The organism is Anabaena sp. FACHB-1237 (assembly GCF_014696225.1).
Classification (GTDB): Bacteria; Cyanobacteriota; Cyanobacteriia; order Cyanobacteriales; family Nostocaceae; genus FACHB-1237.
This window is the reverse complement of record NZ_JACJPV010000012.1, coordinates 1-25,402: the sequence shown is the minus strand read 5'-3', so window position 1 is coordinate 25,402 and position 25,402 is coordinate 1. Positions and strand designations below refer to the sequence as shown.

At 35.9% G+C, this 25,402-nt stretch carries 32 protein-coding genes; 13 read left to right on the top strand and 19 right to left on the bottom strand.

Annotated elements, in window-relative coordinates; translation table 11 throughout:
- Positions 1-214: 214 nt before the first annotated feature.
- Positions 215-1,321 carry a peptidylprolyl isomerase gene (locus tag H6F32_RS08535; protein ID WP_190368979.1) on the bottom strand — a complete coding sequence of 369 codons (1,107 nt, stop codon included), beginning with the start codon at positions 1,319-1,321 and terminating at the stop codon, positions 215-217.
- A 150-nt stretch (positions 1,322-1,471) separates the two neighbouring features.
- On the opposite strand from H6F32_RS08535, the gene efp reads away from it, so the two are divergent.
- Positions 1,472-2,029, top strand: a complete 558-nt coding sequence (gene efp, locus H6F32_RS08530) for an elongation factor P (RefSeq protein WP_190368978.1) — start codon at positions 1,472-1,474, stop codon at positions 2,027-2,029.
- Positions 2,030-2,152: 123 nt separating this feature from the next.
- Positions 2,153-2,641 (top strand): acetyl-CoA carboxylase biotin carboxyl carrier protein, encoded by a 489-nt coding sequence (gene accB, locus H6F32_RS08525; RefSeq protein ID WP_190368902.1) that lies wholly within the window; start codon positions 2,153-2,155, stop codon positions 2,639-2,641.
- A gap of 614 nt (positions 2,642-3,255) precedes the next feature.
- Here the strand turns inward: accB and H6F32_RS08520 are convergent.
- On the bottom strand, positions 3,256-3,765 hold the full coding sequence (locus tag H6F32_RS08520) for a DUF2808 domain-containing protein (protein WP_190368901.1): 510 nt from the start codon (positions 3,763-3,765) through the stop codon (positions 3,256-3,258).
- Between the two features lie 830 nt (positions 3,766-4,595).
- Between H6F32_RS08520 and H6F32_RS08515 the strand changes: the two genes are divergently transcribed.
- From H6F32_RS08515 to H6F32_RS08505, 3 genes are all read left to right on the top strand, one after another.
- Positions 4,596-5,750 (top strand): Re/Si-specific NAD(P)(+) transhydrogenase subunit alpha, encoded by a 1,155-nt coding sequence (locus H6F32_RS08515; protein WP_190368900.1) that lies wholly within the window; start codon positions 4,596-4,598, stop codon positions 5,748-5,750.
- Between the two features lie 144 nt (positions 5,751-5,894).
- Positions 5,895-6,188, top strand: coding sequence for an NAD(P) transhydrogenase subunit alpha (locus H6F32_RS08510; protein WP_190368899.1), 294 nt, complete (start codon positions 5,895-5,897; stop codon positions 6,186-6,188).
- Positions 6,185-7,585: an NAD(P)(+) transhydrogenase (Re/Si-specific) subunit beta gene (locus H6F32_RS08505; RefSeq protein ID WP_190368898.1), complete on the top strand. Its 1,401-nt coding sequence runs from the start codon at positions 6,185-6,187 to the stop codon at positions 7,583-7,585. The genes H6F32_RS08510 and H6F32_RS08505 overlap by 4 nt, the downstream gene beginning before the upstream one ends.
- Before the next feature lie 235 nt (positions 7,586-7,820).
- Here H6F32_RS08505 and H6F32_RS20515 read toward each other — a convergent pair whose 3' ends face one another.
- The 13 genes from H6F32_RS20515 to H6F32_RS08440 form a co-directional block, all read right to left on the bottom strand.
- Positions 7,821-8,087: a hypothetical protein gene (locus tag H6F32_RS20515; protein ID WP_313926619.1), complete on the bottom strand. Its 267-nt coding sequence runs from the start codon at positions 8,085-8,087 to the stop codon at positions 7,821-7,823.
- A 131-nt stretch (positions 8,088-8,218) separates the two neighbouring features.
- A complete protein-coding gene (locus H6F32_RS08495) occupies positions 8,219-8,359 on the bottom strand; it encodes a hypothetical protein (protein WP_190368983.1) in 141 nt (46 codons plus the stop codon).
- 200 nt (positions 8,360-8,559) lie between these two features.
- Positions 8,560-8,919, bottom strand: coding sequence for a type II toxin-antitoxin system PemK/MazF family toxin (locus tag H6F32_RS08490; RefSeq protein ID WP_028082683.1), 360 nt, complete (start codon positions 8,917-8,919; stop codon positions 8,560-8,562).
- A complete protein-coding gene (locus H6F32_RS08485) occupies positions 8,906-9,136 on the bottom strand; it encodes a CopG family transcriptional regulator (RefSeq protein ID WP_190368897.1) in 231 nt (76 codons plus the stop codon). The genes H6F32_RS08490 and H6F32_RS08485 overlap by 14 nt, the downstream gene beginning before the upstream one ends.
- A 438-nt stretch (positions 9,137-9,574) precedes the next feature.
- Positions 9,575-9,805 carry a type II toxin-antitoxin system HicA family toxin gene (locus H6F32_RS08480; protein WP_190368896.1) on the bottom strand — a complete coding sequence of 77 codons (231 nt, stop codon included), beginning with the start codon at positions 9,803-9,805 and terminating at the stop codon, positions 9,575-9,577.
- On the bottom strand, positions 9,783-10,055 hold the full coding sequence (locus tag H6F32_RS08475) for a type II toxin-antitoxin system HicB family antitoxin (RefSeq protein WP_174782686.1): 273 nt from the start codon (positions 10,053-10,055) through the stop codon (positions 9,783-9,785). Before H6F32_RS08475 ends, H6F32_RS08480 begins: the two co-directional genes overlap by 23 nt.
- Positions 10,056-10,325: 270 nt before the next feature.
- Positions 10,326-10,670: a type II toxin-antitoxin system PemK/MazF family toxin gene (locus tag H6F32_RS08470; RefSeq protein ID WP_190368895.1), complete on the bottom strand. Its 345-nt coding sequence runs from the start codon at positions 10,668-10,670 to the stop codon at positions 10,326-10,328.
- A gap of 17 nt (positions 10,671-10,687) precedes the next feature.
- Positions 10,688-10,930, bottom strand: coding sequence for a hypothetical protein (locus tag H6F32_RS08465; protein WP_190368894.1), 243 nt, complete (start codon positions 10,928-10,930; stop codon positions 10,688-10,690).
- Between the two features lie 69 nt (positions 10,931-10,999).
- The gene (locus H6F32_RS08460; RefSeq protein WP_190368893.1) at positions 11,000-11,170 is read right to left on the bottom strand and encodes a type II toxin-antitoxin system HicB family antitoxin; all 171 of its coding nucleotides are present in this window, start codon (positions 11,168-11,170) and stop codon (positions 11,000-11,002) included.
- Between the two features lie 262 nt (positions 11,171-11,432).
- A complete protein-coding gene (locus tag H6F32_RS08455; protein WP_028082683.1) occupies positions 11,433-11,792 on the bottom strand; it encodes a type II toxin-antitoxin system PemK/MazF family toxin in 360 nt (119 codons plus the stop codon).
- A complete protein-coding gene (locus H6F32_RS08450; protein ID WP_190368892.1) occupies positions 11,779-12,009 on the bottom strand; it encodes a CopG family transcriptional regulator in 231 nt (76 codons plus the stop codon). Before H6F32_RS08450 ends, H6F32_RS08455 begins: the two co-directional genes overlap by 14 nt.
- 232 nt (positions 12,010-12,241) lie before the next feature.
- Complete coding sequence (locus tag H6F32_RS08445) at positions 12,242-12,643, bottom strand: type II toxin-antitoxin system VapC family toxin (RefSeq protein ID WP_190368891.1); 402 nt, start codon at positions 12,641-12,643, stop codon at positions 12,242-12,244.
- A gap of 12 nt (positions 12,644-12,655) precedes the next feature.
- On the bottom strand, positions 12,656-12,970 hold the full coding sequence (locus H6F32_RS08440; RefSeq protein ID WP_190368890.1) for a hypothetical protein: 315 nt from the start codon (positions 12,968-12,970) through the stop codon (positions 12,656-12,658).
- Positions 12,971-13,270: 300 nt separating this feature from the next.
- Here H6F32_RS08440 and H6F32_RS08435 point away from each other — a divergent pair, with 300 nt between their 5' ends.
- Both H6F32_RS08435 and H6F32_RS08430 read left to right on the top strand, forming a co-directional pair.
- Complete coding sequence (locus tag H6F32_RS08435) at positions 13,271-13,522, top strand: type II toxin-antitoxin system Phd/YefM family antitoxin (RefSeq protein WP_028082685.1); 252 nt, start codon at positions 13,271-13,273, stop codon at positions 13,520-13,522.
- Positions 13,515-13,790, top strand: a complete 276-nt coding sequence (locus tag H6F32_RS08430) for a type II toxin-antitoxin system RelE/ParE family toxin (protein WP_190368889.1) — start codon at positions 13,515-13,517, stop codon at positions 13,788-13,790. The genes H6F32_RS08435 and H6F32_RS08430 overlap by 8 nt, the downstream gene beginning before the upstream one ends.
- 224 nt (positions 13,791-14,014) lie before the next feature.
- On the opposite strand, the gene H6F32_RS08425 is transcribed toward H6F32_RS08430, so the two are convergent.
- From H6F32_RS08425 to H6F32_RS08415, 3 genes are all read right to left on the bottom strand, one after another.
- Complete coding sequence (locus H6F32_RS08425; protein WP_190368888.1) at positions 14,015-14,740, bottom strand: ABC transporter ATP-binding protein; 726 nt, start codon at positions 14,738-14,740, stop codon at positions 14,015-14,017.
- A gap of 110 nt (positions 14,741-14,850) precedes the next feature.
- Positions 14,851-15,078 carry a ferredoxin family protein gene (locus H6F32_RS08420; protein WP_190368887.1) on the bottom strand — a complete coding sequence of 76 codons (228 nt, stop codon included), beginning with the start codon at positions 15,076-15,078 and terminating at the stop codon, positions 14,851-14,853.
- A 26-nt stretch (positions 15,079-15,104) separates the two neighbouring features.
- Positions 15,105-16,313 carry an ATP phosphoribosyltransferase regulatory subunit gene (locus H6F32_RS08415; protein WP_190368886.1) on the bottom strand — a complete coding sequence of 403 codons (1,209 nt, stop codon included), beginning with the start codon at positions 16,311-16,313 and terminating at the stop codon, positions 15,105-15,107.
- A 708-nt stretch (positions 16,314-17,021) separates the two neighbouring features.
- On the opposite strand from H6F32_RS08415, the gene H6F32_RS08410 reads away from it, so the two are divergent.
- The 6 genes from H6F32_RS08410 to H6F32_RS08385 all read left to right on the top strand — a co-directional run bounded on the left by H6F32_RS08410 (position 17,022) and on the right by H6F32_RS08385 (position 22,389).
- Complete coding sequence (locus H6F32_RS08410; RefSeq protein WP_190368885.1) at positions 17,022-17,318, top strand: RNA-binding protein; 297 nt, start codon at positions 17,022-17,024, stop codon at positions 17,316-17,318.
- A 170-nt stretch (positions 17,319-17,488) separates the two neighbouring features.
- Positions 17,489-18,403 carry a ribonuclease D gene (locus H6F32_RS08405; RefSeq protein WP_190368884.1) on the top strand — a complete coding sequence of 305 codons (915 nt, stop codon included), beginning with the start codon at positions 17,489-17,491 and terminating at the stop codon, positions 18,401-18,403.
- A 416-nt stretch (positions 18,404-18,819) separates the two neighbouring features.
- On the top strand, positions 18,820-19,671 hold the full coding sequence (locus H6F32_RS08400) for a tetratricopeptide repeat protein (RefSeq protein ID WP_190368883.1): 852 nt from the start codon (positions 18,820-18,822) through the stop codon (positions 19,669-19,671).
- A 95-nt stretch (positions 19,672-19,766) separates the two neighbouring features.
- On the top strand, positions 19,767-20,117 hold the full coding sequence (locus H6F32_RS08395) for a histidine triad nucleotide-binding protein (protein WP_190368882.1): 351 nt from the start codon (positions 19,767-19,769) through the stop codon (positions 20,115-20,117).
- Positions 20,118-20,308: 191 nt separating this feature from the next.
- Positions 20,309-21,823: an AAA family ATPase gene (locus H6F32_RS08390; protein ID WP_190368881.1), complete on the top strand. Its 1,515-nt coding sequence runs from the start codon at positions 20,309-20,311 to the stop codon at positions 21,821-21,823.
- A 38-nt stretch (positions 21,824-21,861) separates the two neighbouring features.
- Positions 21,862-22,389, top strand: a complete 528-nt coding sequence (locus tag H6F32_RS08385; protein WP_190368880.1) for a hypothetical protein — start codon at positions 21,862-21,864, stop codon at positions 22,387-22,389.
- A 59-nt stretch (positions 22,390-22,448) separates the two neighbouring features.
- Here the strand turns inward: H6F32_RS08385 and glgB are convergent, their stop codons facing one another.
- Positions 22,449-24,743: a 1,4-alpha-glucan branching enzyme gene (gene glgB / locus H6F32_RS08380; RefSeq protein WP_190368879.1), complete on the bottom strand. Its 2,295-nt coding sequence runs from the start codon at positions 24,741-24,743 to the stop codon at positions 22,449-22,451.
- Positions 24,744-25,402 lie beyond the last annotated feature (659 nt).

The window sequence follows — 25,402 nt, the reverse complement described above, 5'->3', positions numbered from 1 at the left end:
TCTCTTTCGCTCTTAACTTAATCGATCCTAAACATTTAAAAAACTGGTTTACTAATTGTTGTTATTGTACCTCATAACATTTTTCCGCTATAACTGATTTAGAAAACTGGTTCCAACAAAATGCTAACTAAATCATAACTAAATCATAGCTAAATCAAGTTAAATTCAGTGGTGCGTTAGGCTAAAGCCATAACACACCCTACTTTTTAAGTTTTTAACTAACTTGTGGTTGCACTAAATTTTCAATTCCTTGAATGACATTTGCTGACTCAATAACATCACCAGCTTTTAATTTATCCAAAATGTCCTCACCTTCCACTAAATAGCCAAATACAGTATAACGTCCATCTAAAAGATTACGTCCTGCGGGTGTAAGTTCCGGTTCAAATAAGAAGAAAAACACCTGAGAAGAAGCACCATTAACATCACCTTCAGGACGCGCCATAGCTAAAGCACCGAAGGATGAAAAAGGTAAAACTGGCATATCTAAATAACGTCCAGTTTCCTCTAAAGTAGTGCCATAAGTTGGTTCTTTATCGCCTTCCACCAAAATTTCTAAAGGAATGGCGCGGTATTTATTAGTAGTTGGATCAATAAAACCAACTTCTTTACCTACAGGATCTCCAGTTTGTAAAACATAGGATTCTTCAGAACGGGTAAATTCTAAACCGTTATAAAAACCTCTTTCTACTAAGTCTACAAAATTTCCCGCAGTTACAGGTGCGCTATATCCATCTACAACCACTTTTAAATCACCTTTATTAGTTTTAATTGCTATGGTGGCACGTCCTTTTAATTGAGGTAAGTTACTGTATTCTGATGGAACTTCAAAGGGAAATTCTTTGACCATAGATTCTTCTAACAAGCTGACAATATTTAGTAATTTAGATCTACCTACTAAAATTGCTTCTTTATCTTTGGTTTTTACTACTTCTAGTAATTCGCTGATACCAGTTCTTAATTCATTAATCCAAGTTTCTGCTTGAGGTTGACGCTCTTCTGGTACACTAGTAAGGATTTGTTTAGGGTTATCCAGAACCCGTGCGGCTTGTTTGAGGTCGTTATTAATTGCGCCCCATCTTTTATTAGCTCGTAATTGATTAGAAATGTCTTCTAAACTGCTTTGTAATTTTCTTACAGGTTGATTATCTATAGGTAGCGCGTAGCGTAACAATGCTTTACCGTCAGTGATGGCGTTACCAGATGGTAGTGCGGCGTTACTGGTAGGAGTCCAGCCAATTGTGGTGATGCCTAAAAATATAGTTATCAGCAATATTGCTTTTAAACAGTTCTGTACCCAGGACTTAAATAAGTTCAACAAGTTCAACATGAAATTTCTCAAATACAGGTGAAAGTGTGGTTTAGAAGTAAACATTAATTATCTTCCCATATTCAGGGCTGGTCTTAATACCATAAAATCCTGACTAAAGGTACAATGAATGCCGATTGTATTTTAATATTTGCTAATTTCATGATTTCTAGTAACGATTTTCGCCCTGGTGTTTCAATTGTATTAGATGGTTCTGTGTGGCGTGTAGTGGAGTTTCTGCACGTCAAACCAGGTAAGGGTGCTGCATTTGTCAGAACTAAACTCAAAAATGTCCAAAGTGGCAGTGTGGTAGAAAGAACCTTCCGGGCTGGAGAAACTGTACCCCAAGCAAATTTGGAGAAAAGCACAATGCAACATACTTATAAAGAAGGTGATGAGTATGTGTTTATGGATATGGAAACTTATGAGGAAGGTAGGTTAAGTGCGGCACAAATAGGCGATCGCGTGAAATACATCAAAGAAGGGATGGAAGTTAACGTTATTCGCTGGGATGATCAAGTTCTAGAAGTAGAACTACCCAACTCTGTAGTTTTAGAAATTGTGCAAACCGATCCTGGTGTGAAAGGTGATACTGCTACAGGTGGCACTAAACCAGCTACTTTAGAAACTGGGGCAGTGGTAATGGTTCCCCTATTTATTGCCCAAGGTGAACGGATCAAGATAGATACCAGAGAAGATAAATATTTAGGCAGAGAATAAATCTCATTTTTGTCAACAACAGCCTATAACATATTCAATCCCTTGTGACAAAGGGATTTGAATTTACCCAATGGAGAATAGAGTAAAAATTTTTATTTACGATGAGGTCGAGGTAAAAAAACAGTGCCATTAGATTTTAATGAGATCCGTCAATTACTAGTAACTATTGCCCAAACTGATATAGCAGAAGTTACACTCAAAAGTGATGAATTTGAGCTATCTGTGCGTAAAGCTGTCAGTTTTGTTCATCAAACTCAAGCTACAATTACTACTAATGCTAGTCCGATAGTATCAGCTTTACCTGAAGTTAGTACCACAAAAGTTTCTGAAACCACTACAACTAGTCATTCTCCCTCGGTAATTGACCAAAGATTAGTGGAGGTACCGTCACCAATGGTAGGGACATTCTACCGCGCTTCAGCCCCTGGAGAGTCGCCATTTGTGGAGGTGGGAGATCGAGTTAAAGCCGGTCAAACTGTGTGCATTATTGAAGCTATGAAATTAATGAATGAAATAGAAGCGGAAGTTTCTGGACAAGTCATGGAAATTCTGGTACAAAATGGTGAACCAGTGGAATTTGGCCAACCGTTAATGAGAATTAATCCTGATTAGATTAGTGATTGGTGATTGGTAATTGGTGATTGGTAAAAGAATTATCAATATATCAATTATCAATATATCAATTATCAGTTGGTTATCAGTTGTCTGAATCAGGATATCCAGAATTTGAGGATGTACAGGATGTTTTTTAAAAATTGATCTACATTTTTAGAAATTACGCTAATTTTAATCCCATATTCTGAATATATTGAGGCAGATTAAATAATAATAAATTGTAAGAGTGAAAAGTCAGTACCAATGTCTTTAGCTGATGCGTGTTTGGTAACCAAGACAGTATAGGCTTTTGGACGATTTAGAATAGTTGGTTTATTTACACCAAACTGTACTAGATCCCGGACTTCTAGATCCCGGACTTCTTTAAGAAGTCCGGGATCTGAAAATCATCCTAATTATCGAAATATTATCGAAAAATGCGATCGCCTACAATCATCGTTTTACAGAAAAGTGTAATTAGCTGATGGTGCTTGGAAAATTTTAACTTTGCCCCTGGAGAAGTACAAGTTACATCAAGTTGGCGTTTATAGCACAAATATATTGATAAACAACATGAAACTTAATAGGGTGCGTTACGAATAAAGCTAACGTACCCTATCTATTACTTATGCCTAATTAATACCAATAATCCAAACACCTAGAGAACGAGGTAATGGTACATCTCCAGGGGACAATACTTGACAGTTAAAATAGTGCATTCCAGGATAAGAAGGGTTTTCCACATTAGATAAAACTAATTCTACCTTCTTCCCTGCGGGTACTGGTTCTTGGGGAAATATCTCAATTACACGCGCTTCTTTATTCCACCGCGTTTCAGATATAGCAACTTTTTTGTCTCCAACTTTAATTTCCACTTTTTTAGGATCAAAACTGCCCTTGTAAGATTCTGGATAACTAATTGTAAACTGGGCAACTGCTAATTTCATTTTTTTAGCAGGTATTCTCAGGCGATAACGGTCTCTGATGTTTGTTTGTCCATCATAGTCCATGCTAAAAGGTAATTGGTTCTCTCTAGATACACCACTAAATAATACCAATCCTTGTCCACCTGCCCAAGTACTAGCAGGATATATACTTAATAAACAAGTTGTAACGGCTAATGTAGAAAGTAAACGTTTCATAATTTGGGTTTCCTGTGAAAAGTTATTTGCTTGTTAATTAGCTTAACTAGAAATTTTGTTAATTAAACTTTACTATTTTTTACTTGACAATAGACGCAATATAAGCAAAAAAGTGTCAGGAGAGTGATCAGCTATCAGCAGTCAGTTGTAGGGTGCATCAGATATCAAGAATTTGTTTATGGGCATGATTTATGCTTAAGACTTACGCAAGTGTCACACTAAAAAATCTGTTGACTGGGTGCGTCAGATATGAACAATTTGGTTATTTACATGATTTATACTGTCTGACGTAGTTGGTGAGCTTGTCGAACCACGCCCTACCAACGTGCCAGTTGCGTAAGTCCTGATACTATCTGATGCACCCTAGTAATGTCCAGTCCCCACTAAGAAAATTAAAGTTTGATGACAAAAGTTTGATGACTTAGTAGAAAAATTTCATCTCAGACAATAATAAGAAATATCAAAAATGTAACAAAAGTATATCTATAATATCGTCAGAGTATAAACTTTTCTAAAGAAATCTAAAGAACAAGATGTAAATTTTGGGGATCATCATAGAATTTTGATCATCTAATTTTTCCAGCAGATATTAGTTATTGAAAAAATATAAAGATATCTGTTAAATCTGAAATTGAGGTTAAAACTAAAACAAGGAAACTAAATAGGTAAGGTGAACAAACAGTAGAATCACTATCAGCAAGATAGCTCATAAAATCAAAAGTATGACTGTCGTAATATTTGTTGAATGCTGATATCTGAATGCTGACGTATCATGAAAACCCCGGTTGATAGTAAATGATGATGTTAAGTATTTATATCCAGGAGATGACATGAAAATAGCAGTAGCTAAAGAAATAGAAGTTTGTGAACGTCGTGTGTCATTAATTCCTGACACAGTAGCTAAATTAGTAAAACAAGGTTTAGAAATTTTAGTAGAAACTGGTGCAGGAGAAAAAGCATTTTTTACAGATGTTGACTATGAAGCAGCAGGAGCGCGAATTATCGGCAATTCTGATACATTATGGTCTCAAGCTGATATATTGCTCAAAGTTAGTCCTCCTCAAGATAGAGAAGATGGACGTTCAGAAATTAATTTGCTTAAACCTGGTGCTGTATTAATTAGCTTTCTTAATCCGTTGGGTAATCCCGAAATAGTGCAAAAATTGGCGCATCGTCAAGTTACCGCCTTAAGTATGGAATTAATTCCCCGTACTACTAGAGCGCAAAGTATGGATGCTCTATCCTCCCAAGCATCATTGGCAGGGTATAAAACCGTACTTTTAGCTGCGGCGGCTTTACCAAAATATTTCCCCATGTTAACCACTGCCGCAGGTACAATTGCTCCGGCCAAAGTATTTATTATAGGTGCTGGGGTAGCAGGATTGCAAGCGATCGCCACAGCCCGTAGACTAGGAGCAGTAGTAGAAGCCTTTGATATTCGTCCAGCCGTCAAAGAAGAAGTACAAAGTTTAGGGGCGAAATTCGTCGAAGTCAAACTAGAAGAAGAAACCGTTGCAGCAGGTGGTTACGCAAAAGAAATATCAGAAGACAGTAAAAAGCGTACCCAAGAACTACTTGCAAACCACATCAAAAACTCCGATGTAGTCATTACCACCGCCCAAGTACCAGGGAGAAAAGCACCCATCTTGGTGACAGAAGAGATGGTAAAAGCCATGAAACCCGGTTCTGTAATTGTAGACTTAGCCGCAGAACAGGGTGGAAACTGTGCTTGTACCGAACCTGGCAAAGACATAGTGTGGAACGGTGTAACCATTATCGGACCAATTAACTTACCATCATCCATGCCAGTACACGCCAGTCAACTGTATGCAAAAAATGTAACTTCATTAATGCAATTGTTGATTAAAGATAAAGAGATACAAATTAACTTAGCTGATGACATTGTTGATGCAGCTTGTGTTACTCATGGTGGGGAAATCAGAAACCAACGAGTAAAAGATGCTTTGCAAGCGGTAGCAGTGTAATCAAATATAGAGTGACTGAAGCACGAGAGCACCAAGAACACCAAGGAAGAAGAGTTTAAGAGAGATTTTTTGTTTGTGTTGTAAATCCCCTCTCTGTTCCTCTGCGTCTCTGCGTGAGCTAAAAATACAAAACCTAAAAATGACATGACAGAAACTTTACTATCGGCTTTATTTGTACTTGTTTTAGCCTCTTTTATAGGCTTTGAAGTGATTAACAAAGTTCCTCCCACACTACACACTCCTTTAATGTCCGGTTCAAATGCTATTTCTGGTATTTCGGTAATTGGTGCAATTTTGGCTGCGGGGGAGAGAAACACCAATTTATCAGTAATTCTCGGTTTAATTGCCGTAATTTTGGCAATGGTGAACGTTGTCGGTGGTTTTTTGGTGACTGACAGAATGTTGCAAATGTTTAAAAAGAAGGAAATTAAAGCATGAATAGTTTTATACCAACTGGCATTCAGCTAACTTATTTATTAGCTGCTTCATTATTTATCTTTGGTTTGAAAAAGCTGGGATCTCCTGCAACTGCTAGAAATGGTAATCTAATTGCTGCGGTGGGAATGTTGTTAGCCGTAGTTGCAACTATGCTAGATCAGCACGTTCTCAATTATGAGATGATTTTGTTAGGTTTAGTCATTGGTTCAATTATTGGGGCTGTGGTAGCTTACAAAGTGCAAATGACGGAAATGCCCCAAATGGTGGGTTTACTCAATGGTTTAGGAGGTGCTGCGTCTGCACTGGTAGCTGTGGCTGAGTTTTGGCGTTTATTAGATGCTTCTCAACCTATTCCCCTAGATGTAAACATTTCTATGTTGTTAGATGTGTTAATTGGGGGTGTAACATTTACGGGAAGTTTTCTCGCTTTTGCCAAATTACAAGGTTTAGTAAGTGGTACTCCCATTACTTTTCCTTTACAGCAACCAGTAAACCTGTTGTTATTAGGTACATATTTGGCGGGTAGTGCCTATTTAATTATATCACCGGATAGTTTACCCGTATTTTTAGCGGTGGTGACTGTTTCTTTAATATTAGGGGTGATGTTTGTACTGCCTATTGGTGGCGGTGATATGCCCGTTGTTATTTCGCTGTTAAACTCTTTATCAGGGGTGGCTGCTTCTGCGGCGGGTTTTGTGGTGATGAATAATATGTTAATCATTGCTGGTGCTTTAGTGGGTGCGTCGGGTCTGATCCTGACGGAAATTATGTGTAAGGCGATGAATCGTTCTTTGTTCAGTGTCTTATTTAGTGCTTTTGGTTCAGTTTCTACTGCTAGTGGTGCTGCGGCTGGTGCAAGTAATCAAACTGTTCGCAGTATTGATCCCGAAGAAGGGGCGATGATGTTAGGTTATGCGCGTTCTGTGGTGATTGTACCAGGATATGGTATGGCGGTTGCTCAAGCACAGCATAGCGTCCGGGAGTTGGCTGATCAATTAGAGCGCATGGGTGTGGATGTGAAATATGCGATACATCCGGTTGCTGGTAGAATGCCAGGACACATGAATGTTTTATTGGCGGAAGCTAATGTGGCTTATACGCAGTTATATGATATGGAGGATATTAATCCCCAGTTTGAACAGGCTGATGTGGCGTTAGTGATTGGTGCTAATGATGTGGTCAATCCGGCGGCGCGTAGTGATAAGAATAGTCCTATTTATGGGATGCCGATTTTAGAGGTTGATCGCGCAAAGCAAACTATTGTGATTAAGCGCGGTATGAGTGCTGGTTTTGCTGGTGTGGATAATGAGTTGTTTTATAAGGATAAGACTACTATGTTGTTTGGTAGCGCTAAGGATATGGTGGCTAAGTTGGTTAGTGAGGTGAAGCAACTTTAGGTTAATTTTAGGGGTGTAGTTTTTGACTATGCCCTTTTTTCTCTCGCAGAGACGCAGAGAGGTTTGTTTCGCGCAAAGTCGCTAAGGAGCAAAGGCGCAAAGAAGAAGAAATAAGATTAAATTCTTTCAAACCATCTACGTAAAGCTTTATATATAAAGATATTTAAACTTCGATTTTTAGAATTTTGCTTTGCAAATTCAATATCCGTTGCAGTAGTATCTACATTAATTATGTTTAGACTAAATTTTTGCGACAAATAATTTTAAACTGCAAAAAATGAAATTTTAGCTGATGATATTTTCTATCAGTATAGTTATCTCTATGAAAATTTGGAGTAACAGCAATTAAAACTATAGGAACTTGAAAATTTATATATTCAGGAAAAGGTTTTTCATCTAAAAGAGCATCATAATAACGAGTAAGTTGTTGAACAATATATCTATCTTCAGAGTTTTTTAACTCTATAATTACAAGTTCCTTGTTTTTACCAAAAGCTAAAATATCACAATATTGTCCACTAACTTGATACTGTCGCTTTAAAGGTTTATATCCAAATAGTTTTTCTAAATTATTAGGACTTACGCAAGTGTCACACTAAAAAATCTGTTGCAGGGTGCGTCAGACAGTATAAATTATGTAAATAACCAAATTGTTGATATCTGACGCACCCTACCAATGTGCCAGTTGCGTAAGTCCTGATTATTCCAAACTAAATCTTCTAAATACTTTTCGCTTTCAAATTCCCATCCGCTTGCTACTTGTCTTAATTTCATCTGTATCAATCTGTAAAACTATGAGTGTGGGTATATTTAGATATTTTACCTCAACCCGTTTCATTTGATACGATACAGTAAGCTATGTGATCGCTCTCTCTTCTCCTCTTCCTTCGTGTTCTTCGTGGTTCGTTAAAAAAGGATGTTGGAGAGTTGAGGGAGTGCGATAGCGCAAGCGCTGACTTGTCAGTTCGCTCAACTTAAACCCCAAAACCCAACACCACATCCAAAGCAGTACGAATTTCTTCCCAATATTCAGCTTCTAAAATTCCCACCAAACCTAAAACCCGACGATAATCTACAGAACGAATCTGAGCAACATCAATAAAACGATCTTTATCTAATCCATTAGTTACTGTTGCTTTGATATTGACAATATAGGGAGCTTGCTTACTTCCTGGTCGGAATGGCATCACAATAGTTAATAATCCATATTGATTCATAATATCACTTTGAACTATTAAACAAGCACGGATTTTTTGCGCTTCTGCTCCCACAGTTGGATCAAGATTTACCCAGCGAATTTCACCCCGTTTATAAGTTAAATTACCCTCTGGCATTAATACCATCTCCAGCGACATTATCCCAAGCAGAAATCTCATTTTGATATTCTAAATCTTTCGCATCTTCTTGGAGTGCGGCAATTATTTCTGCCTCTAAAATTTTGCGTCTTTGTTTTGCCAATATTGCATTAATATAAGCACTACGATTACCTTTTGCTTGTTGATCAATAAATTCAAGAATGTCTTCTTCTAAAGTAATTGTGACTTTCATCATTGTGTATGACTGATTTATCTTACCAATCAATCATATCACTTTTTTGACAATTTGCAAATACTCTGTGTCTGGAAGTAGTATGCCTACGGCACGCTACGCGAACGTAAAAAAAAAGATGTTGGGAAGTTGAGCGCAAGCGCTCCGTAGGAATCGCTGTTTGGGAGGTTGAAGGGATGCGATAGCGCAAGCGCTGACTTGTCAGTTCGCTGTTTGGGGAAGTTGGAGAGGTGCGATAGCGAAGCTCTGCTGCAAGCAGTTCGCTGTTTGGGGAAGTTGGAGAGGTGCGATAGCGAAGCTCTGCTGCAAGCAGTTCGCTGTTTGGGAAGTTGAGGAGGTGCGATAGCGTAAGCGCTGACTTGTCAGTTCGCTGTTCGGGAAGTGGAGGGGATGCGTTAGCAAAGCGCACCGAAGGTATCGCTGTATATGAAGATACTATTTCTATAAACTATTCCATTCTTCTAAAGTTATTTCCCGTTCTAAAATAACCTCTACTTCTCGAATCATCATTCGCAGTTGAGGTATAGAATACTCATCATTAGAAGGAATAGTGAGACGATTTTGAGCATAAACCATAAATTGGTGTCTTGTACCGGAAAAAGCACCCTCAAAACCTAACCCTCTTAACTTGCTAATAAAGTCTCGACGTTTACACGGTATCCAACGGCTCAAGAATCGGCTCCTGATTAAGATTAATATTATCAATTACTGGTAAGCTATGTCCAAGTTTTAAACCTAGTAAAATCCAATCTTCTAAAGTCGAGCGTAATTCATTTTGGCACTCACGTAAACTAGCACCAAAAGCAACAACACCTTGACAAACAGGAATTTTACCGAAAAATGTACCATCTTCCAACTTGTCATATATGGCTTGAGAAACTGCTCCCTCAACATAATCACTAAGAATAAATGCTGTAGTCATGGAAACCTATACTTTATTCTATTGATAAATTATATATTACAAATCTGAGCTTTAAGCAACACCTAAACCAGATTTACAAAAAATTTTATAACTGCAAAGTTATCCATTTTTTATTTTGTGAGTTTACGTGATATCAAAAAGGATGTTGGGGAAGATATGCGATAGCGAACCTGACCGAAGGTATCGCTGTTTGGGGGGTTGAAGGGGTGCGATAGCGAAGCGCTCCGTAGGAATCGCTGTTTGGGGAGTTGGGGGTATGCGATCGCTGTTTTACAGAGAAAGACTTAAAACCACAGCTAACGCTTCAGAAATCATCTGCATTTCCGATTCAGAAAGCTGACCTAATTTTCTCATTAATCTTGTTTCGGAAACCGAGCGAATTTGAAAAGTATCAACACCAGAAACCTTTGCCAAACTATTTTCTGTAGTTGGTTCTAATTTTACCATCCAAGGTCTAATAGAATATCGTTCTTTCCAATCTGTAACAGGAACAATAACCTTCAAAGGTAAAATACCAATTGCATTATCATTAACTATAACACAAGGACGTTTTTTACTAATTTCCGTTCCTACAGTCGGATCTAAATTAACTAACCAAACTTCACCTCTATACATAAATTTAACAACTTCTTTTAATCTTCATCTGAATAATCATAAAAATCTTCTCCATCTAAATCAGAGAAAACAATTAAATCACCATCATTTGCATAATCTTCAATAGCTGTAATAGCTGCTAATGCTAATTGACGTTTTTTCTGTTCTTTTGTCAGAACTTCTCGTTGTTGATTAACTAATTGTAAAGCAAATTCAGCAATTTGTAACCTTTCATTGATACTAAGATTTGATAAAGATTGAAGAATCGCTTGCGTTTTCATATTAATTCATCCTCTTGATATCATTAAACACATATTGCAAAAAATAACTAAATTAACTGTTTTTGTGGTTCATTCAATTTCTTCTTGCTGACTAGCAACTTCTAACCAACCTTGAACAGCATCTTTCAACATTTCTAATAAATGTTCATAACTTTCACCCCAGGTATGACACCCTGGTAAAGCTGGTACAGAACCACACCATACACCATCTTCTTCCCAAATAATTGCTTTTATTTTCATAGTCAATTCCTTGAACTAAGGATATTTTACCGCAGAGGGATAGGACTTACGCAAGTGTCACACCAAAAATCTGTTGTAGGGTGCGTCAGACTGCATAAATCCTGCAAATAAACAGATTGTTGATGTCTGACGCACCCTACCAATGTGCCAGTTGCGTAAGTCCTGAGGGAGTCAGACGTATCAGTTTAATAAAGATGAATAATCGCTTTTGGGAAGTTGAAGGGATGCGTTAGCGAAGTGCTGACTTGTCAGTTCGCTCAACTTAAACCCCAAACCCCAAAACCACATCCAAAGCAGTACGAATTTCTTCCCAATATTCAGCTTCTAAAATTCCCACCAAACCTAAAACCCGACGATAATCTACAGAACGAATCTGAGCAACATCAATAAAACGATCTTTATCTAATCCATTAGTTACTGTTGCTTTGATATTGACAATATAGGGAGCTTGCTTACTTCCTGGTCGGAATGGCATCACAATAGTTAATAATCCATATTGATTCATAATATCACTTTGAACTATTAAACAAGCACGGATTTTTTGCGCTTCTGCTCCCACAGTTGGATCAAGATTTACCCAGCGAATTTCACCCCGTTTATAAGTTAAATTACCCTCTGGCATTAATACCATCTCCAGCGACATTATCCCAAGCAGAAATCTCATTTTGATATTCTAAATCTTTGGCATCTTCTTGAAGTGCAGCAATTATTTCTGTCTCTAAAATTTTGCGTCTTTGTTCTGCCAATATTGCATTAATATAAGCACTACGATTACCTTTTGCTTGTTGATCAATAAATTCAAGAATGTCTTCTTCTAAAGTAATTGTGACTTTCATCATTGTGTATGACTGATTTATCTTACCAATCAATCATATCACTTTTTTGACAATTTACAAATACTCTGTGTCTGGAAGTAGTATGCCTACGGCACGCTACGCGAACGTAAAAAAAAGGATGCTGGGAAGTTGAGCGCAAGCGCTCCGTAGGAATCGCTGTTTGGGAAGTTGGAAGGATGCGTTAAGTAGGTTATTTTAGGCGTTAGCGAAGCTTACCGAAGGTATCGCTTATTTACTAAATTTCCCAATCTTCTAACTTTAAATTATCAATTCTACTAAATTCTCTAATATTATGAGTAACAAGAGTTAAATTATTAGCCATTGCAATAGCAGCAATATGTAAATCATTATTACCGATAGGAATACCTTTAGTAGCCAATTTACTACGAATTTCGCCATAAATTAAAGCACATTGATCATCAAAATACAAAGAAACAAACCTCCATAAAAATTCCTGCTGCTTTTGCAGAGTTTTTGCAGGATTATGAGTTCTCATTGCACCATAAAATAACTCAGCTTTGACAATAGAACAAACGACTATATCTATATCGGATAAATCTTGAAGACGCTGAATAATCTTTTCTGATCTTTGATTAAGATATTGAATACAAACATTACTATCTAATAAATATTTCATCAGTTTGTATCCCTAACTATTAATCATTTCTTCTAATCTATCATCTAAGCTATCATCAATTCCTAAATCATCCAGAATAATTGGATCATCAGCACAACTTCCTGCGGTTTTATTAATAAATTCTTGCCAGGATAACTGATGATTTTCTGATATTTTAATATTTTTATCATCTATGGATGTTGGTTTATTGATAACATTCTCACGAAATAACCGAACTATTTGCAGAAATTCCGGTATATATTCTTCTGGAATTTGGGCGATTTCTAATAATAGATTATAACTAGGAGTAGTTGAGGATATTTCTGTAATGGATTGTTGATTATTCATAAGTATATTGTCATTAGATATTAAAAATTTATTCATATTCTATGATATCATAAATTGTTGCGATAGCGTATCCTACGGGAAGCAAGCTGCGCGGTAGCGTCTCGTATACCTTAAGGGACAAAAGGAATAGAGATAGCGCTCGGTAGGAATTGCTGTTTGGGAAGTTGAAGGGATGCGATAGCGAAGCGCGACCTAGGAATCGCTCCCTCGTTGAAAAAGTAAATTTTGTACAAATTGCAAAAAACAGACAAATAATCTATAATCTCATGTAACCCTACCCTATAAATTTTATGAGGTGCTATGTCTGTCATCAGTGCAAGTGAAGCGCGTGCTAACTTTCCCGATATTATGAATCGTGCAGAATATCGTGGAGAAAGAATATTAATTCAACGTCATGGTAAACCTGCGGTAGCAATGATTAGTATAGAAGATTTAAAACTACTAGAAGCAATAGAAGATGCAATAGATTCGGCTAAACTGCGACGTGCAGTAGAAGAAAACACAGGATTTACCACCTTAGAAGAAATAATAGCAAAACGCCCCAATGAGTGAACGATATACATTGAGGATTGCGAAAACTGCGGAAAAAGATTTATTAGACTTACAACCAAAACAATATAAACAAGTTGTATCAAAAATTCTCTCCCTTCAAGGTAATCCTCGTCCTCAAGACTATGCAGCTTTAAAAGGTTATCAAGGTGGTTATCGTATTGATCAAGGTGAATATAGAATTTTGTACACCATTGATGATGATAATCAATTAGTTGATGTTTTTCGGGTTGGTAAACGCAATGATGATGAAGTTTATCAAAATTTGTAACTTCGTTTAGTTACCTGTTAGCAAAGTTTACCAAAGGTATCGCTTTTTGGGAGGTTGAGGAGGTGCGATCGCTATAGTAAGCTAATGTGCAGCACTGTATAATTAAAAAACCTCAAGTTACAGTAGCACAAGCATCTTGCTTGTATTAATTATTCTTTGAAGGTACAGCGTTAGTGTACTTCAGACGGGGTGGCAAATTTTCATCAAGCACCAATTCAATTATTTTAATGTCCTCCTGCACCTAAATACAATTCTCCCACTTTCGGATCATTTAATAAGTCTCTACCATGTCCAGAAATTGCATCTTTTCCTGACTCTAAAACATAACCAGTATCAGCCATTTCTAATGCTTTCCGTGCATTTTGTTCTACTAATACTATAGCTGTTCCCCCTTGATTAATTTCTTTAATTTGTGCAAATACCTGTGTTACTAAAATAGGCGATAATGCAGCTGAAGGTTCATCTAATAATAATAAATCAGGTTCTAACATTAGGGCTTTTCCCATAGCTAACATTTGTCTTTCTCCTCCTGATAGTGTACCAGCACGCTGATGACGGCGATCGCTTAATCTAGGAAACATACTAAATATCTTATCCTTCAAAGGTTTTAAATTAATATTCCTCACAAAAGCACCCATTTCTAAATTTTCTTCTATAGTTAAAGACGGGAAAACATTAGCAATTTGTGGTACATAACACATTCCCCTTTTCACAATTTGATCTGATTTTAAACCATTAATCTTTTCCCCTTTAAAAATAATTGTACCTGTGTGGGGAGTCAACAATCCGAAAATAGTTTTTGCTAACGTAGATTTACCCGCACCATTAGGACCAATTACAGTTACTAATTCTCCTGGTTCAACTCGAAAATTAATACCCTGCAAAATATCTACATCTTTAATATATCCAGCGTAGACATTTTCAACTGTTAATAAATAGTTATTAGTCATCAGTCATTAGTTATTAGTTATTAGTTATTTTTTATTTAATTATTAGCCATAGGAAATCGGTAATAGGTAAAGTGTTTTTTCCCAATCACTAATTACCCATTACCCATTACTTATTCTGGTGTTTTTTGCAATTCCGGCCTTTCTTGGGCAATAATGGCATCTGGTACTGGACAAACTTGTAGACAGATACCACAATTAATACAAGTGGCAAAATCTATCCAATACCAATCTGTACCTTTAATGTTTTTTCCCGGTCCTTCATGAATACAAGCCACCGGACAAGCACTTACGCAATCAGCAACCCCTTCACAAACTTCTGTAACAATTGTATGCGGCATTTTCCTTGATTACCTTTACTAATAACTTATTTAACACTTTCGATGATTGGCGTACCATCGCTTTGAATCCAAGCAATTTGAGATATAGAGCGATCGCTTGCATATTTGCGAATCTCTCCCTCATCCCTTCCTCCTAAATCCATTTCCACCCTTACCAAATCACTAGCACTCCGTAACTTGTGAGAATAGGCAAAAGCTGCCACCTCTGCATCTTTTGTTACCGGAACTACCAACCAATTACTTGCGGGTATGTCCTGGGGTAATTGCTTAGACGCTGCTAAAACTGTGTATAAATCATCAATATTTAGCTGAAAACCAATACCAGGAATATTTTGTTTTTGGGGATGATATAAACCTAATAATTGGTCATAACGTCCCCCACTACCTAAAACCCCCGCCAATCCATTAGTACTATTTACTACTTCAAATACTATTCCTGTATAGTAGTCAATAGTTTGAATCAGACTCAGGTCAAGGATCAGAGAAAAATCTTTTTCTGACTTTAGTAATTTTACTAAAGATTTCAGATCATTTATTGCCTCTTTCTGGTCTGGTTCTAAATGTAACTTACTTACTTTTTCCAGAACCTCTTCACTATCACCTCTTAGGTCTAACATTATTCTAGCACGATCATGTAATTCTTCACTCAAGTTTAAAGTATCAATAGTTACACGATCCAAATGAGCGATCGCCGTTCTTACTTTAGTTCTCACATCAGCAGGAAAAGCACTTAGTAAAGAACGAGTAATACTCGCTTCCCCCAAAATTATATGATACCCCGAAATACCCAAAGCTGCTAAACAGTCTATCACCAACAACAGTATTTCAGCATTAGCGCGTAAGCCATCATATCCCAACAACTCCACACCCGCTTGATAGTACTCTTGTTGAAGATTATGGCGGCCTTCCCAATTACGACGGAACACATTGGCATTATAATAAAGTCTCTGAGGATATATAGCCTCAGCCATCCTAGTAACCACAGTTCTAGCAATAGAAGCGGTTAACTCAGGACGTAAACCCAACTCTTCATCACCATTTTGTAATTGAATCACTTTATGACGTTCAATAGCTTCGCCCGCCAAAAGCGTATCCATGCGTTCCAAAGTTGAAGTAAGGATCCGATGATAACCCCAACGATGGAAGACGGCTTGTAATCTATCTTCAATCCAATGTTTTTGTGCTACATCTAAAGGTAATAAATCTCTAGCACCAGTAGCCGGTTGATACACCATTATTTTCTCAAACCATTATGAAGTCTATCTGTTTGACTGTTGTGATTGTTCGTAATCAACGTTATACAGATTTACTGCTATATAAAACCTAGACAAAGCTAGACTTTACTTTCTACTTCAACGGGGCGCATGGGAGCAGCTATCCCTCTGTAAACTTACACGCTGTAGCCCAACGCGTCTTTCTTTTACAAAGATTCTTGAAAAGACTATCACCGTCATTGCTTGGTTTTCGCTTCACTTGACAGTGTTAATTCCATACTTGATATGTTAGAATTATATATCAAGTATTTGATTTTTTCAACTAAAATATCTTGATTTTTGTCAACAAATGTATAGCTTTGTCTATAAAATTGTCAACTTAGGACTAGCTCACTACTATTTCCAGGAGACTGTACTGGATATATTTTAACAACTTTTTAGAGATTTTGCTAGATTCACCTTTAACTGTTTTCAACCCCCTCTGGCTGCGTCAGCCATAAGCTGATAACTGATAGCTGATAGCTAACTGCTGAAAGCTGACCACTATTTTTGTAAATTTTTTTGACTTATTATAGTTAACTAGAAATTATTTATGTAATAATGTAAAAGTGAGAAATAATTCGGTGACCACGTTTGTGTTGAGTATTGATAGGCTTTTTCCCCTTTGGTATTTACAGACTTTTCTCCGAAATCTAAATCTCTACAATCTTTTGATTTTGGGGACAATTTATGTCAATTTATGTAGGTAATCTCGCTTACGAAGTAAATGAGAATGATTTGAATGGTGTTTTTGCAGAATATGGAACTGTTAAGCGTGTCCAGCTGCCCACTGATCGGGAAACTGGTAAAAAAAGAGGTTTTGGTTTCGTGGAAATGAGTTCAGATGCAGAAGAAACAGCAGCTATTGAAGCACTAGATGGTGCAGAATGGATGGGACGTAGTTTGAAAGTGAACAAGGCCAGACCTAAAGAAGATAAGGGTTCTTATGGAGGTGGACGTAGTGCTGGTGGACGGAATCGCTACTAATAGTTTTAAGATAATAGAATTGAATTGATCAGAAACTCAGGTGTAATCACCTGAGTTTTTTTATATAATAGTTACCAGTTAATGCCTGTAGCTGGCCTGACAAACTAGCAAATATAGACTGAGACTACATAAACACAAATTCTAAATAATTCTAAATATTAATCGCATCTATGACTTATCTAACATCTGCAAGTGATATAACCAGCTTAATAAATAAATATACTCAGTCCAAAATTCTTTGGATAGATACAGAAGTTGCTGATTATCAAAGTCGTAATCCCAGATTATCACTAATTCAGATTTTAGATAACCCTGAAGATATGACTGGTAAAAGTATTTATTTACTAGATGTGCTGGATCAGAATAAGATAATTAATGATTTTATTGACAGAATTATGGGCAATGAAAACATTGAAAAAGTCTTTCATAATGCTAGTTATGATTTGAGATTTTTGGGAGGTAAAAATGCTAGAAATGTTACTTGTACCTTAGAATTAGCTAAGAAACTTCCTGATTATTTGTTACAGGTATCTAATTATAAATTAGCTACATTAGCGGAGGAATTGTGTAATTTTAATGATGTGAATAAAGAAGAACAAAGTAGCGATTGGGGAAGAAGACCATTAACTAATACCCAAATTGAATATGCTTATTTAGATTGCATTTATTTAGCACAGGTATATTTAAAATTAATAGATTTAGAAAAAGAAATTAATCCTGATCCTAGTCAAGAGGATCTAGTATCTTTAACGGCTAGATATCGAGAAATTGAACAGAAACAAAAATTAATCAATTCAGAATATGAATATTTAAAAGAGCGGATGAAAAAAGCCATGTTAACGCAAAACATCCTAGAAACTAAATATTGTAAAATGAGTAGTTTTGAGCGGAAAACAGTAAAAACCCAATTTCAAGACTTAGCAAATTTAGTCATTACTGAAAATATTGATTTAGATTTTTGCGTCACTTTAACTGAGGATATACGGAAAAAGTTAGGGGAAAATATCGAGAATTTACAGGTAAATGTGGAAAAAAATACCTATTGGAAAATAACTGCTAAAAATCCTGAAGACAGAGAATATTAGTGTATTTTTATTTGTTGATATTTATTTGTTGATGTTGGCCGATGATAATTTCTCATATTTGAATCAGATTTGAAGTTTATGTTAAATCTGATAGTTTTTCCATGAAGAAATTTCTAACATTTGCTACATCACAATTAAAAAATTTAGGTTAACAGTTAATAAAAGGATCATCCTCAGACAAATTTAAGTTAAATTAGCTCAGGAATATTCTCTATTCCCGACTATATGATAGTGATTTAGAGGATTTTTTAAACGTATTGGGCGAATATAATTGCCTACTACACAAGCAAAGTCCACCTGGGTAGGTAGGTTTTATCTGTGTGCAAGATGAACCGCGATTTATAATCGCCGATTCTAGTATTAATTAAGCTAAATTAAACTAAATTATACTAAATTAAACTAAATTATACTAAATTATGAAATGGCAATTATTAACCGAAAAACAACGAAGAAGACACAAAAAAAACCTAAGATTAACTATAGCAATAGTTACGGTTTTCATGAGTGTAATTGCTGTGAGTTGTGCTAAAAATCCAGATGTTTTGATTACAGAAGTGGGGGTAACTCCTCCTAATAAAATAACTCCCAAAACATCAAAATCTGGACAGTTTTATATTCAGGGGAAAATTCAACACGCAAAAAGAAATTCTCAGGCAGCGATCGCAGCTTATAGTAAATCCATAGGTTTAAATCCTGAATACGCACCAGCCTATAAAAGTCGGGGGTTAGTATATTTTGATATTGGCAAAATAGAGGCAGCGATCGCCGATTATAATCAGGCATTAAAATTAAATCCTAATGATGCAGAAACCTTGAATAATCGGGGAAATGCCCTAGCATCTGTAGGCAATTACTTAGGAGCAATTGCTGATTATAATCAAGCATTAAGTCTTGCGCCTAAATATGCCGAGGCTTATAATAACCGGGGAAATGCCAAAGCAAATCAAGGGGATAAAAATGGGGCAATTGAAGATTATACAGAAGCAATTAGAATTGACGAAAATTATGCAGTGGCCTATAATAATCGGGGAAATGCCTATGCTGCCCTGGGAGATCCGCAAAAAGCGATCGCCGATTATAATGATGCCATTCGTCTTAATTCTAACTTTGGAGTGGCCTATAATAATCGGGGAAATGCCTATGCTGTTACTGGGGATAAAAGAGGAGCATTAAAAGACTTACAAAGAGCAGCAGCCATTTTTGATAAAGAAGGAAACAAAGACCTATATCAACAAGCAATGAAGAACATTGAAGAATTGGGAAAATAGATTTACTGATGGGTGATAGGTGGTTGGTAATTGCCTAGCTAATTATAGAATATTGTGTAGATTTACAAAAATTTTGGGTTAATAACAAAACCGCTATGAATCAGAACACAGAAACCATTTTCAGTAAAATCATTCGTAAAGAAATTCCTGCTAACATAGTCTATGAAGATGATTTATGTTTAGCATTCACAGATGTTAACCCCCAAGCACCGGTTCACATTCTCCTCATCCCCAAGAAACCCATAGTTAACATAGACACAGCACAACAGGAAGATCAAGCCCTGTTAGGACACTTATTATTAACAGTGCGAAAAGTAGCAGCACAAGCAGGACTAAAAAACGGTTATCGCATAGTAATGAATACAGGTAACGATGGTGGACAAAGTGTATATCATCTGCATATTCATATATTAGGTGGACGTTCTTTGTCCTGGCCGCCAGGTTAATTTCTACGATAGGGCAACTTTGAATTACATCTCATACCTACGGATCCTACAATCAATGGTTAATAATTAAATACAGCTTAGTTAATCAAAAATGTCCTCCAGTAATGGGGGTATTTTTATTTTATGATAGTATATGATAGTATATGATTATAGCATAATTTTGGTTTGTAGCCTTTGTCTGTATTTTAATTATGAAAATAAAAGTTTCTAAGTTAGGTGTTATTGAACAGGCGGAAATAGAATTAAAACCCTTGACTGTATTTATTGGTAGAAGTGGTACTGGCAAAACTTGGACTGCTTATACCTTAGCATCTATCTTTAGTAAATATGGTTTTAAGGAATATTTAGAGGCATATAGTGAAAAAAAGAATCAAGTACAATATGAAATTTTAGAGCGAGGTATTCAAGAGTTTTTACAAGGAGGTAATTGTCAGATTAATTTAGTTGATTTTGCAGAAAAATATGCAGAAAATTATATTAATGATGTTGCGGGACTAGCTCCTAACTGGTTATCTAAATTCCTGAATACAGCCAGGGTAAATTTTCATAATCTTAATATTAATTTGACATTAGCTGAATTTAAAAAAGAATTTATTGAAAGTATCAAAAAAAGAGTATTAGAGAAAAGAATAAAATTTGGCTCTAATATTTCTATACAAATTTTAAAGCAGGAACATGATGATTACATTTATTTTTATAGAATTTCCGAAGGTGGTAAAGATAATTTAAAACTGCCTTCATTGTTGATCAAAGATTTATTTTCAGAAACAATATTAGGAATAATTCATCAATGTTTTTACTCTTATGTTTATATATTTCCCACTGAAAGAACCACTTATGCAGGATTTCCTTTTTCTGTGCAAAAAAGAGTAAAAATTACTAAGTTGGAAAAAATAATTGAAGATATACAAGAAGACAATGATCAAGATTTAGATAACCAAAGTCCAAACCAGAAACAAAAAGTTTTAACACAAGTTATAGAATTGTTAAATTCACTAGATGAAGAAGCAGACACAGAAAAATCTAACACTGATAAACAAAAAAGATCAATAGGAAAAAGTGCTGTTATTCAGAGTCTAACATCTATCATAGCAGGTGCTTCTGTGAAAACAGATGATGAAAGAAAGGAAGAAGCAGAAAAAAATCCTCAGATTTTAGAATATATTGATTTAGCTAATTTTTTACAGGAACATATTTTATCTGGTCATGTTAAGGTTGACTCATCAACAATACAAAATGAAATTATTTTTCAACCTTCTGAAGATGTAAATTTAGAAATGCAAGTTGCTTCATCAATGGTGAAAGAACTTGCACCTTTATATTTATGTTTACGTTATTTAGTAGAACCAAATGAACTATTAATTATTGATGAACCAGAAATGAATTTACACCCAGCAGCACAGGTAGAAATTACTGAGTTTTTAGCTATGTTAGTTAATGCTGGTGTCAATGTATTAATTACTACTCATAGTCCTTATATAATTGATCATCTTTCTAATTTAATAAAAGCTGCTGAGTGTGAAGACAAGGAAAGTATTAAGGAACGCTTTTATTTAGAGAGAACTGACGCTTTTATTGCTCAGGAAAATGTTTCTGTCTATTTATTTGAAGATGCTACAGCTAAAGATATATTACAAGAAAATGGGCGGATAGATTGGGGTACTTTCGCTGATATTTCTGATGATATTAGTCACATTTTTCCGTAATCAATATTTGATATCAGGAGTGAAGGAGTAATTTTAAAATGCCTTTTGATTATTTATTATTATCAGGTTGTTTATTACCAGATCAAACAAGTCATAGAGAAGATGGAGTAGAAGTAAGGTTAACTCGTGATGGTGGTGAAACAGTTTTATTTTTTCATACAGATGATCAATCAAATCCTAATTGTCAATTAAGGCAATTATTAGGATTAGATCAACAAGGTCAGCAAATGTGCGATTTAATAGTATTTTATGCGAAAGACTCTACAAGAATTATCTGTTTTGTGGAATTAAAAGGTAATAAGATTGCAGTTGCTAAAGAGCAGGTGAAAAATACATATATACATTTTAATCATAAACTAAAAGAGTCAGGTTTATCAAAAGAATTTATTTCTAAGTGTTATATTATGTCAGATGGTTCTGTACCACAAGAATATGATAAGTATAAAAAAGAGTTAAAAAGCATTTTTGGAGAAGGTAATTATGATATTAGTAGAAACTCAGATTTAGGTGCTTTTTTACGAGGTGTCAAGTTCCAACCTAAAGGAAAAAGAAAGAAAGGTAAATAATTCTTTTATTTCTCAACATAAAAAAGGGTGGAATTACCCACCCAAAACAATTAATTAAATCAACTATTCAAAGCTGCTTGAGTTGTTTCTTTATCTAATTTGAGAATTAAAACACCCAAAGGAGGTAAACACAAATCTAACGAATAAGGATGATTATGTAAAGACCAATCATCAGTCCATTTACCGCCTAAATTGCCCATATTGCTACCACCAAAATCACGAGAATCACTATTAAATAACTCCGTATAAAAACCCTTTTGTGGTACACCAATACGATAATGAGAATGGGGTTGAGGAGTGAAATTACAAACCACAACTAAAAAATTATCAGAATCTTTTTCTCGACGAATAAAAGAAACCACACTATGAGGATTATCGCTACAATCAATCCATTCAAAACCTGCTTGTTGGAAATCTTGAGTATATAACGCAGGTTCAGAACGATAAAGATGATTTAACGCTTTGAAAAATACTTTTGTTTGTGCGTGCTGTTCATATTGTAATAAATGCCATTCCAAATCTGCCCATACATTCCACTCACTCCATTGGGCAAACTCCATACTCATAAACATGGTTTTCTTACCAGGATGAGCGAACATATAACTAAATAAACAGCGTAAATTAGCGAACTTCTGCCATCTATCACCGGGCATTTTACCGATAATATTACTCTTACCATGCACTACCTCATCATGGGAAAGAGCCAACATAAAGTTTTCACTGTGGTTATACCATATACTAAAGGTGACATTATTCTGGTGGAACTGTCTAAACCAAGGATCCATGCTGAAATAATCCAACATATCGTGCATCCAACCCATATTCCACTTCAAATTAAAGCCTAAACCTCCCGTATAAGTAGGCCAGGATACCATTGGCCAAGAAGTAGACTCTTCTGCAATAGATAAAGCACCAGGGAAATAGCTAAATAACAGATGGTTTACTTGACGTAAAAAGTCCGCAGCTTCTAAATTTTCTCTACCACCGTACTCATTTGGTAACCATTCCCCAGGTTTGCGACAATAATCTAAATACAGCATGGAAGCCACAGCATCTACCCGAATACCATCAATGTGGTATTTATCAAACCAGAATAGGGCATTAGCTACCAGGAAGTTTCTCACTTCATTACGAGAATAGTTAAATACTAAAGTTCCCCATTCCTTATGTTCACCTTTGCGGGAATCAGCGTGTTCATAAAGATGTGTACCATCAAAAAACGCTAAACCATGTCCATCCTTGGGAAAATGGCCTGGAACCCAGTCCACAATCACACCAATATCATTTTTATGACATTCATCTACAAAATACATAAAGTCTTCAGGACTACCAAAGCGAGAAGTAGGTGCATAATATCCTGTGACTTGATAACCCCAAGAACCATCAAAAGGATGTTCTGCTATGGGTAATAATTCCACATGGGTATATCCCAGTTCTTTAACATAGGGAATGAGTTGTGCAGCTAATTCTCGATAGGTTAAAAATCTTGCTCCGGTTTTCAGTTCAGAAACCACCACTACAGGGGCATTTTCACCATTAGCTAATTTACCTGGTTCAGCACTTGCAGCGTGTAACCAGGAACCTAAATGCACTTCATAAACGGAAATAGGTGTAACTAGAGGATCTGTATTTCTTCTAGTTTCCATCCAATTCTGATCACTCCAGGTATAAGTATTTAAGTCTGTGACTATGGATGCTGTTTTAGGACGTGGTTCTTGTTGAAAACCGTAAGGATCTGATTTTTCGTAAATATGACCATCAAAATTCTTAATTTCATATTTATAATGTTCCCCTACTCCCAATTCAGGAATAAATAACTCCCATACTCCTGTAATACCTTTCCGCATTTGGTGTTTACGTCCATCCCAGAAGTTAAAGTCTCCTAATATCGAAACGTTGCGAGCGTTGGGAGCCCATACCGCAAAGTAAACTCCTTTGATACCATCTACTTGAGTAAGATGCGCTCCTAGTTTTTCATAAATGCGATGGTGATTACCTTCAGCAAATAGGTGTAAGTCAAATTCAGTTAAATGGGGTGAACGAAAAGCATAAGGATCATATATTACCCGTTCATGTTCTCCTTCTTTGATCCGTAATTGGTAATTTTTCAGTTCTGCGGTTTCAATAACACATTCAAAAAAGTGCGGATCATGCACTGAGGTCATGGGGTATTCTTTGCGATCTTCTGGAACTAATACCGTTGCTGTGTTAGCATGGGGAAGATATGCTCTGACTGCCCAAATATTTTTGCCATTTTGTTCTATGAGGTGTGAACCTAACACTTCAAATGGATCGTGGTGTTGATTCCATACTATACGGTTAACTTGTTCTGGTGCTACTTTACTTAAAGACATGAAACTACCTGCTGGTAATATGATGATTAACTAAATCTACTTTTTTATTTTCTATTTATATTCTTGACATTTATTTGTATTTTTGTCATTTATATTGCTAATTTTCCAGTGGAAATTGTGAAGATAGGCAAAAAAACAGCACAGAAATACAAGGACTTTGATTTTTTGGCAAAAAATACAATTAATTTGGATTAGACATTTGACTATAAATTATAATACGATTATATAGTTTAGTTAAATGTTAATTGATAGTAATAACTGTAATAATCAGTCTTTAATCACCAATATCTCAAAATTATGTTTGGGTACAATATGTATTCTACCTTAGATGACCCGGTTTTACAATCGGTTTTTTCGGATTTTTGAATACATCTGAGGATAATTTTGATACAACATAGTTTAAATCTTAAGTGGCGATAGCGAAGTGCTGCTGTCTTCGTAACGCACCACATTAAATTAAGTAAAAGCCAAATAGTAGAGTGCGTTAGCAACCAGTAACGCACCATTGGTAAAAAATTTGTGTATAGCATACCGATCGCCATACAATAGCGTAAAGCACCATTTTAAATCATTATCCCATAGATCCTTTAAGTAAGTGAACGGAAAAAAACCGACATAAGTAACGAAAAGTAAAATTGCTCAAAACCTGTTACCTGCAT